Source organism: Collinsella sp. AM31-2AC, from assembly GCF_003469285.1.
Taxonomy (GTDB): Bacteria; Actinomycetota; Coriobacteriia; order Coriobacteriales; family Coriobacteriaceae; genus Collinsella; species Collinsella aerofaciens_AT.
The window spans coordinates 149543-158229 of record NZ_QSJB01000003.1; the positions used below are offsets into that span (position 1 = coordinate 149543).

The window sequence follows — 8687 nt, forward strand, 5'->3', positions numbered from 1 at the left end:
TGCGCCCTGGGCATCCCGGACCTCCGCGTCGTCCAGAACAACGTCTCCTACAACGACAGCCGCGGCGTCACGCGCGGCATCCACGCGGAGCCCTGGGACAAGTTCATCTCCGTGGCCCGCGGCAGCGTCTTCGGCGCCTGGGTGGACCTGCGCGAGGGCAGCGAGACCTTCGGCAAGGTGTTCACCTGCACCCTGGACCCGAGCAGGGCCATCTACGTCCCGCGCGGCGTGGGCAACTCCTTCCAGGCCCTGGAGGACGGCACCGCCTACACCTACCTGGTTGACGCCCACTGGTCGCTGGAGCTCAAGAAGACGTACACGTTCGTGAACCTCGCCGACCCGGATCTCGCCATCGAGTGGCCGATCCCTCTCGACGAGGCCACCGTATCCGAGGCCGACCTCAACCACCCGATGCTCAAGGACGTCGTCCCCATGGCGCCGAAACGAACGCTCGTCACCGGCTGCAACGGCCAGCTGGGGCACGCCGTGCGCGCCCTCGCCGAGGAGCGCGGGGTCGCCAAGGACTTCGACTTCTGCGACATCGACACCTTCGACATGTCCGACCCGGACGCCTATTCGCGGTACGACTGGTCGCTCTACGGCACCGTGATCAACTGCGGCGCCTACACGGCTGTTGATAAGGCGGAGGCCCCCGAGGGCCGCGTGACCGCCTGGAAGGCCAACGCGACCGGGCCGGCCCTGCTCGCCCGCACCTGCGCCGGGCACGGCATCACCCTGGTCCACGTGTCCTCCGACTACGTCTTCGACGGCACGGCCGAGGTCCATACCGAGAACGAGCCGTTCAGCCCGCTGTCCGTCTACGGCCAGACCAAGGCCGCCGGCGACATCGCCGTGGCCGGGTGCCCCCGCCACTACATCATGCGCAGCTCCTGGGTCATCGGCGAGGGGCACAACTTCGTCAAGACCATGAGGGGGCTGTCCGACCGCGTCGCCGACCCCGAGGACGGGCTCGCGCAGGTCACGGTCGTCGACGACCAGCTGGGCCGCCTGACCTTCACGCGCGACATGGCCGAGGCCATCTTCCACGTGCTGGGGACGCACGCCCCCTACGGGACCTATAACTGCACCGGCTCCGGCGCCGTCAAGAGCTGGGCCGACATCGCCCGCGCCGTCTTCGAGGCCGCCAACGGCAATGGGGAGAAGGTAGTTCCGGTTTCGACCGCCGACTACTACGCGAACGCCGCCGGCCCCGTCGCACCGCGCCCGGTCCACTCCGCGCTCGACCTGTCCAGGCTCGAGACCAGCGGCTTCCACATGCCCGACTGGGAGGAAGAGCTGGGGGAGTACCTCACAAAGCTTTAATATAAATTGTAGCGGCGGGAGGCGATGGCATGATTGATAGATATTCTTTTGAAGATTGGATGCACTACGGTAAACGAGGGAAGCGTGAGTATTCCTGTTTTCGATTTTATAGTGTAGGGCTCAGCAGGGGCATCCCCCTAGTGATATTGGACACCTTAATGAAATTTGGCTTTGGTGGGCTAATTGCTTGGTTCGCCAATCTTTTTGTGGAGAAGCTACTAACGGATGGCAAATTTCCTTGGGCCATTGATTGGCTTACATCTCATGTGAACATGGCGTCCATTCCATCCTTTCTCTTCATAGTTTGTTTGGTGGTAGGATGGGTTGCCGCGCATTCGCTCAGGCGGGGTTTTCGGAACGTGCGCCTGCTCGATGAGCTTCAAAGCTTTAACTATCAAGTAGAGAATGAGACATTAAATTTAGATGTTAATTTAAGCGAATTGGCAACTGTCTGCTGCAAGGGCGTCGCTTCCTGTTTTTCTATCTTTCGTCCTCATGCCGGAATAGGCTGCGCTATTAGGCTTGTGTGTCCCGGGAAATCTGATCATGAAGTTGGCTATGCAACGGTGGCTAGGGAAGGGGCATTGAATGCGACGAGATTTCAACATTCTCGACCACTTTCAATGGGTAGCAAGATCGTGCTTATGTTGCATAAAAAAGAGCTGTCTAATCATATCGTCATGCTTTGTCCCAATGTCGAAAAAGCCAGAGACTGCGGGCAGTTGGATAACGATGTTAATTCCGAGCATTTCGGGTCCGATGATCGTTGCATGATGATTTCTAGACTTGTTGCGCGAGATGGTTCGAACAATTCAATTATGGGGATCTTGTATGTAACATCCAACAGGCCAAATAAGCTCGGAATCGCTGATGTAAATCTCTATCTATTGCTTCATGATATTGTTAATCACGCTCTTTGCGCAAAAGCTGTTGCGTGATTAGCCTTTAGGAGGTTCATGATGGCATGCACCAAGAGAAGCTATCGGAAAAAGAAGAAACAGCCTTCTTGCCGTCCGCTTCTTTTACGCCAAAATAAATCTAGCATTAAGGCGAGCGTCAATGCCGCGCCTTCACACGCTGTTTTCTGTGAGTCTGCAGGCGGTTTAGTCTTAACTGATGTGAGAGATTACAGCCGCATCAGAAAAAACGGACCATCAGATGAGCTGGTTAAATTATTAGCATCAAGACTGTGATATATCTAACAACTTGGCTTGATGGCTTGCTTTTCGAATAACGGCCAGTGTGTAAGCGGCGGGCTGATTCTTGGTTTCATTCTGTGCCGATGGAAGGTTATTGCTCATGGTCGCTTTTTGTGCTGTTGTTCAAGTAATTTGTGCATTTGTTACACTTTGCCTGACGGTTTATGTTGCCTTACGTGACACAAAGCATCTGAAGAAAACAGACGAGCGCCTGAAAACGGCCGAGAAGCTAGCGCAGCCATCTTCGATTGCTGCATGGCTTGAAAGAGATGCTACGGGTGATGCGCGTATCGTAATTCGCAACGACAGCAATCTTCCCGTATATGAGGTGGTTGCGACAATTGTCGTCACCCATGGAGCGGGGTGCTGCAAGGGTGAGGATTTGGAATCCCCATATCAATACAGGAAAATACTCGATTTGATTCCTCCGGGACTTCATTCGGTATCTATCGATATGGGCGGCTTCTACGGAATGCATCGACATCCGCTGGTCGAGATTGCCTTTGTATGTGCAAAGGGAAAATCCTGGGTCCGTCGCGGAGATGGCGCTCTGGACGAGCTTGATGTATCGCCGTTTAACTACTATGAACTTGGTCTTCCAATTGATTTTGATTCGATTGCGCCGTATTAATAGCCATCGGTACCGCTAAGTATTTTACGTAAAGTAGCTTAATCGACCCGGTTGCGGATGGGCCTCCGTCTCCCGTAGAGCGCCGAGTGTTTTCAGTGCTGCGGGTCGAATCCGTCGCTCTCTTCTGCGGCGATCTCCCGGAGCGCCGCGTCAATAATTTCCTGTAGGTCATCGTGTCTCTCGTTCACCACAATGATTCTCCTAATGCGGGCGTGTTGGCACCGCCAGCGTAGTGGCGGCGGGCAGGCAGGGTGGCCATTATTCGGTGACCGCTATTGGTCAAAATCATTTGACTAATAGCGGCTAAAATCGCTCGGCGCTAACATCGAGCCTCGCAACTTCCAGTACCGCTGCTGGCTCTCGGGCGCCCTCCCTTCTTTCATCTTCGTGCTGAGGACGGCGGAGATCGTTCTTTACTTCAACTCTATCAGTTTCGGCGGCATTGTTTTTAAATCCGTGCCTGGTCTGCTGGTAAATACTCTTCAACTACGAGCAGGTTGAATGCTCCATACTTGAGGACGGGCTTGCGGTCGACACCTGACCGGACTCCGCTTTCCCGCCAGAGGTTATTGTGAGCTCACGGCGCGCGCGAACGCATTGGGGTTCGGCGTGCGCCGCCCCGGGGTTGTCCCCTGGGCGGCGCACGCAATCTAGACCGAAACCTCGAACAATCCAACGTTGTCCCCTAGGAGGTTCATTCGCGCGTGCGCGAGCATGTCTTGAATGTTGTAATTCGAGTGGCGCAGGCGATGCGGGCTAACATGTTCTGTGGCTGCCCGTTCACTTAAATTTTGTCGCAGGACTCGCATTGCTCTATACCTTCATGCAATTCCAATTTAAGGTGACGTCACGATGCCGAACGCTAGCAATAGACAGGCACCGAGACCCATATCGGCCCTGTTTCCCAAGCGTAATATCGGCGGTACTGTTTCGCGATATTCAGCAGTGCCCTAACGAGCAAATGCACAACGTGATTATGTCTGATAAATCGCTATCAATTCTCGTTCAGCGTCTGCCCCGTTTCCGGGTCGAAGAAGTACCACCGTCCCCTCGATCCGCTGCTCGTCATGGGCCGGTTATCCGTTAATTAAATAGAGAAGCGAGCCGTTTGCCTGCTTTGTCCAACCGTCCTCTTTTCATTGGTGTATTTAACTGTGAAATCGAAAGTGACTTCCCATGAGGTACTAGAGCATGTTTTGAAATTCGATACTGCTTGTATCGCTGCATTACTTTTCCCTGTTTTCCACTCCCTCAGATTCATCGCATACGCAACAATTCCGTTCTGAATCCCCGAGATACTCGGCGGGAAGGACTGGTTATCCGCGTCGATGGAAAAGCTCTTTTCCTTGGCATCCAGGTGCTGCTGAATGCGATCGGCATACTTTTCGGCCCATTCATCGGCCTTGCCATTTCGCATAAAGTAATTGTTGGACAGGTCGGTCGATCGGTAGGCGTAGTCGTTCTTTTGATAGTTAGCCGTGTGGTCGGAGTGGGCGATTGCCATGAGCTCGTCGGTCAGGCCAAAGTACAGATGGCGCTGGTCCAGGTCTCCGTACCAGTTGTCGCTGGTGTCGTCCCAGGTTGGGTCCATCTGGCACCATTTGCCGTCGATCTTTACGGCGTTCCAGGTGTGGCCGTTGCCGGTGATGCGGCCGTTGGCGATGCCTGCTGCGTCAAGGAGCTTGGAGTAGATGCGCTGGTAGCTCTCGCAGGTGCCCTGGTGGCGCGTGAGGCCGCTTTCGGCCGAGCACCAGTTGAGGTTGTGGTCGTACTCTAACTGGTCGAGCGTCCAGTCGTGGAGCCACAGCGCCATGTCGTATTCCGAGCCGTTTGTCTGTTGCCTGCACAGGTCCACGGCGTCGTTGACGATCTGCGTGACGCTTGGGCGGGCGGCGTCGTTTACGGTTACCTCCGCCGTGGTGCGCAGGTAGTAGATCCCCTTGTCGTTTTGGGGGTCGTTTCTGTCGTTGTCCATAAAGTAGAAGTAGATGCGGTACGTGCCCGATGCCGTGAAGTCGAAGGTAAAGTCGTGGCCCGCGGTGCCCAGGCTGTGGTAGCTGGCCCATGCTGGGCGCGACGGGTCGCAGACGCTTTCCTGGCTGCCGCCGTCCCAATAGGTGGGCACGTCCATGCGCGCCTTGGCCTGGGACGAGCCGTTGGCTTGGGTCACGTGGAAGGTCGTCGCGGTGCCCGCGGGGGCGTCGTTCCATGAGACGGTGAAGGTGACGCCGTTTTGGGTTGCCGTGGCGGAGTGTGCGTAGCCGGTTTGTGACGTGGTGGAGATGGCCTCGGGCGTGGGGTTGGTCTGGGCGAGGAGGGATGGGGCGGGGGTGGCGGCGGTGCCGTCAGCGCTTTCCGTGTTGACTGCGCTGGTGTCGGTGGATGTTGCGGTGCCGTCCTCTGCGGAATCTACTGTCGTATTTGTGTTGGTGCCGTCTTCGGCCTTGCCTGTGTCGCTGCTCGTGTCGGCGGCTTGCGCCTGCTGCTCTACGGTTGCCTGAGGCTGGATGGCTTCCGCGATGGCCGCCGTGGGCATCGTCGCGCTGACCATGGACGAGCACGCGATCGCGCAGAGCAGGTAGTAAAGGGGTCGTTTCATAGCGGAGCCTCTCGGTGAGCAGCCAATAGGGTCCGAAGGCAGCTCCAGGCCAGCACTCCGCACATATTTTGTTGCGGTTTATTTTACGGGAACCCCAGTCAACATCAGCGAACTTTCTGGGGAATGTTGGGGAGGGGGAGGAGTTGGTCCTCTGCCTCGCTGTGCGCTGATGTCTTCGCCCTCGGCGATGCGCCCGTCGGCGAGGAGTGCGAAGCGGCCATGCTGAACAATGCCACTCCACCTGTCTGTGCATCCAAACTTCTAGATTATGCATATCGGGATTTTCACGGTGTTGTCGGCGATTTTGTCTCGCGGACCGTGTGCATGCATTAGATGAGGAGGCGCTTGTATCCGTAGAGACGCATCGGCATTTTCGATGCGACCGCCGTCAAGACAATTGGGTGTGCATCAAGGCGCTGTTAACTGCATGAGCCGATTTCTTATAACCTGTTTAAGCAAAGCAAGAATGGGGAATAAAGCTTGGTGCCCATCGCGAACTGGCGATGGGGTACGCTACTGCCGTCAATATCGCAAACGACGAAATTCCGACGTTCGCAACATTGACACCAGCGTTGCCTGCTGCTAGCTGGATAAGAGCCTCGATGGTCATAAGTACCAATTCCTCGCTTTCGTCTAGTATCGCATAGGCAAGCATTGTTTTAGGTGGCCGCGAAAGCGTTGGTTGCACTTGCTGCGCCTTTGATTAGCCTGTCCGGGGAGGGTTAGCCGCCGCTTGTTGATCCGGACAGGTTGATTTATTTGGGTGTATTTTGGTCGAGTTCGATATCACTCGTATTCCTCGATATAGTTCCAAAAGTTCATATGCCCATTTCGATCATAGGGTCTCTTTTGCCGAAGTTCAGGCCAAGATTTTAGATTCAGAGTACGTTTCCAATCACGCGTTCTACCCTTTAATTTCCAACGAGATCATTACTGTTCGGTATCGTGGAGGCAAGCGAAGCTGCAAGGTTCGTAATATCGCTTATGCCTCGCATTTCGATCACCGCGTCTTCCAGTACTACTCTTATCTGTGGTCGGACTTATATAACAAGAAGGCTATTGCCGAAGAGTTTGATGAGGTTGCCGTAGCGTACCGCTCTTCGCTTTCATCAGACGGCGCCGTAACTGCTGGTAGCAATATTTCCTCAGCTAAAAAGGTTTTCGATTATATACGCGAGCAAGATTCGGCTTTTGTGCTTACGGGTGATTTCGAGAGCTTCTTCGACAACTTAAATCATGCTCATCTAATGACGTCGTTGCGTTCGTTGTTTCCCAGTGGACGCTTACCGGACGATCACTATCAAGTCATTAAAAATATTCTCCGCTATTCGTGCTGGCCTATTGCTGATTTGGCTACTCGACATGAATTGCCGTGGCCGGCAATCGATCCTACTCCGGAGAAAATGATCAGCGATGCAGCTATCGAGCTTCGGTCCAAGTCTATTCGCGAACTTAATAAGCTGGATGTTATCTTGCCAAAGGCGGAGTTTCTTGCAAACAAAAGTAAGGTCATCACCAGACCGTGGAAGCGAACGGGTATTGGGCTGGGAATTCCTCAGGGTCTTGCCGCAAGCGGAGTGCTCGCTAACATCTATATGGCCAATATCGACATGAAAGTCAGGCTTGCCGTTGAACAGGTTGGCGGCTTGTATCTTCGTTATTGCGATGACTTTATTATTGCCGTTCCAAAATCTGGCTTTGATGCACTTGTAGAGGCCATCAATCTAATGGCCGATGTTGATTCCGTTAAACTGCAGCCTGAGAAAACCAAGTCGTTCCGGGTTGATGGCGACGGAGTTGCTCAGCTTGATTTTGAAAGCGTTTGCGCGGGTGAGGTTCTTTCGTATTCCGGTGCACATCCGGCGCAGAAAGTCAGTTTCCTGGGGTTTGACTTTGACGGGCGCATTGTAAGACTTCGACAGTCTACGGTTGGAAAGTACCACAAACGTCTCCGTGAGGCGGCCACTGCGATTGCGCGTTCTAATGAGGGAGAGGGGAGACACGCATCAAAAAAGCGCGTCTCCGCTCTGTATCAACATTATTCACCGCTTGGTATTAAGGGGAGAAGGTTGTGCCTATCGGCTGACGCCGACTCTTCTGTATTTTTCCGCTACGGAAACTTTCTTTCCTACGCGGCAAGAGCCCAAAAGGCGTTTCCAAATGATCCGATTGCCACCGATGAGGCTAAGATTTACAGGAAGATTAAACGCTTGAGTGCTCGGTAGACGATAGTTTTAACGCCAGATCATTCATAGCCATAAATACTTAATCGATATCGGCCAATTCCAATCATCAGGTAATAACGATGTGTCTTCTTCCCGTCGCGACACGATGTCTCTGGAGCTCGTGCCCATAACATCAGATTGATATGACAAGAGACGCTTTGTGTATCCAGTTACCAATGTTGACGCCGCCATTTTTTATACGAGCATTAGTTATCATCTAGAGAGATTTTTTGGCATGCTTGTTGTATTTCCTCATCGCCTTTTTGTAAGCCTTTGGATGATTGAGATAATAAGTTGCTTTAGCTTTTATTTTCTCTTGATCGGGCTCGTAAGGTAATACTGCTCCGCATCGAGAGCAAAACCAGTTCGGCGTTCCGAACGGCGTGTAAAAGAGCGAATTAACTTGAAAGCTATTATCGCGACGAGGTATTAAATCCATATGTGGGCAGTAGCTCTGTGCTAACTTTCGGTGTCGTTTTTTGCGGCTTTCAATAAATTCGTTGATATCGAATTTAACGCCAAAATGTAAGATTGCGATTATTGCAAGAGCGAGTATTACAACGAGAAAGAATGCCACTCCGCATTTCTCTATCAGTAATTTTGAAACAGAGTCGCTCATTTCTTACTCCTTTTGTTACGCAGATTGCGTCGAAAATGTGGTGACGCATAATTTCTTTCGCAAATTGACAACCGCATAGCGGAACACGGCC

At 53.4% G+C, this 8687-nt stretch carries 7 protein-coding genes; 5 read left to right on the plus strand and 2 right to left on the minus strand.

The features are described 5' to 3' along the window. The 4 genes from DW796_RS02385 to DW796_RS02395 all read left to right on the plus strand — a co-directional run. A partial coding sequence (locus tag DW796_RS02385) for a sugar nucleotide-binding protein (RefSeq protein ID WP_233539638.1) occupies nt 1-1323 on the plus strand: 1323 nt, incomplete at its 5' end. A 29-nt stretch (nt 1324-1352) separates the two neighbouring features. Continuing rightward, entirely contained in the window at nt 1353-2261 is a 909-nt protein-coding gene (locus DW796_RS02390; protein ID WP_118094144.1) for a hypothetical protein, read from the plus strand. Nucleotides 2262-2282: 21 nt separating this feature from the next. Continuing rightward, nucleotides 2283-2516, plus strand: coding sequence for a hypothetical protein (locus tag DW796_RS10370; RefSeq protein ID WP_147336387.1), 234 nt, complete (start codon nt 2283-2285; stop codon nt 2514-2516). Between the two features lie 106 nt (nt 2517-2622). Further along, complete coding sequence (locus tag DW796_RS02395; protein ID WP_117629456.1) at nt 2623-3153, plus strand: hypothetical protein; 531 nt, start codon at nt 2623-2625, stop codon at nt 3151-3153. Between the two features lie 1087 nt (nt 3154-4240). Here DW796_RS02395 and DW796_RS02400 read toward each other — a convergent pair. After that, nucleotides 4241-5752 (minus strand): transglutaminase domain-containing protein, encoded by a 1512-nt coding sequence (locus DW796_RS02400; protein ID WP_118094145.1) that lies wholly within the window; start codon nt 5750-5752, stop codon nt 4241-4243. Between the two features lie 770 nt (nt 5753-6522). On the opposite strand from DW796_RS02400, the gene DW796_RS02405 reads away from it, so the two are divergent. Beyond that, complete coding sequence (locus DW796_RS02405; RefSeq protein WP_118094146.1) at nt 6523-7977, plus strand: reverse transcriptase domain-containing protein; 1455 nt, start codon at nt 6523-6525, stop codon at nt 7975-7977. A 217-nt stretch (nt 7978-8194) separates the two neighbouring features. Here the strand turns inward: DW796_RS02405 and DW796_RS02410 are convergent, their stop codons facing one another. Next, complete coding sequence (locus DW796_RS02410) at nt 8195-8596, minus strand: hypothetical protein (protein ID WP_118094147.1); 402 nt, start codon at nt 8594-8596, stop codon at nt 8195-8197. Nucleotides 8597-8687: the final 91 nt, after the last annotated feature.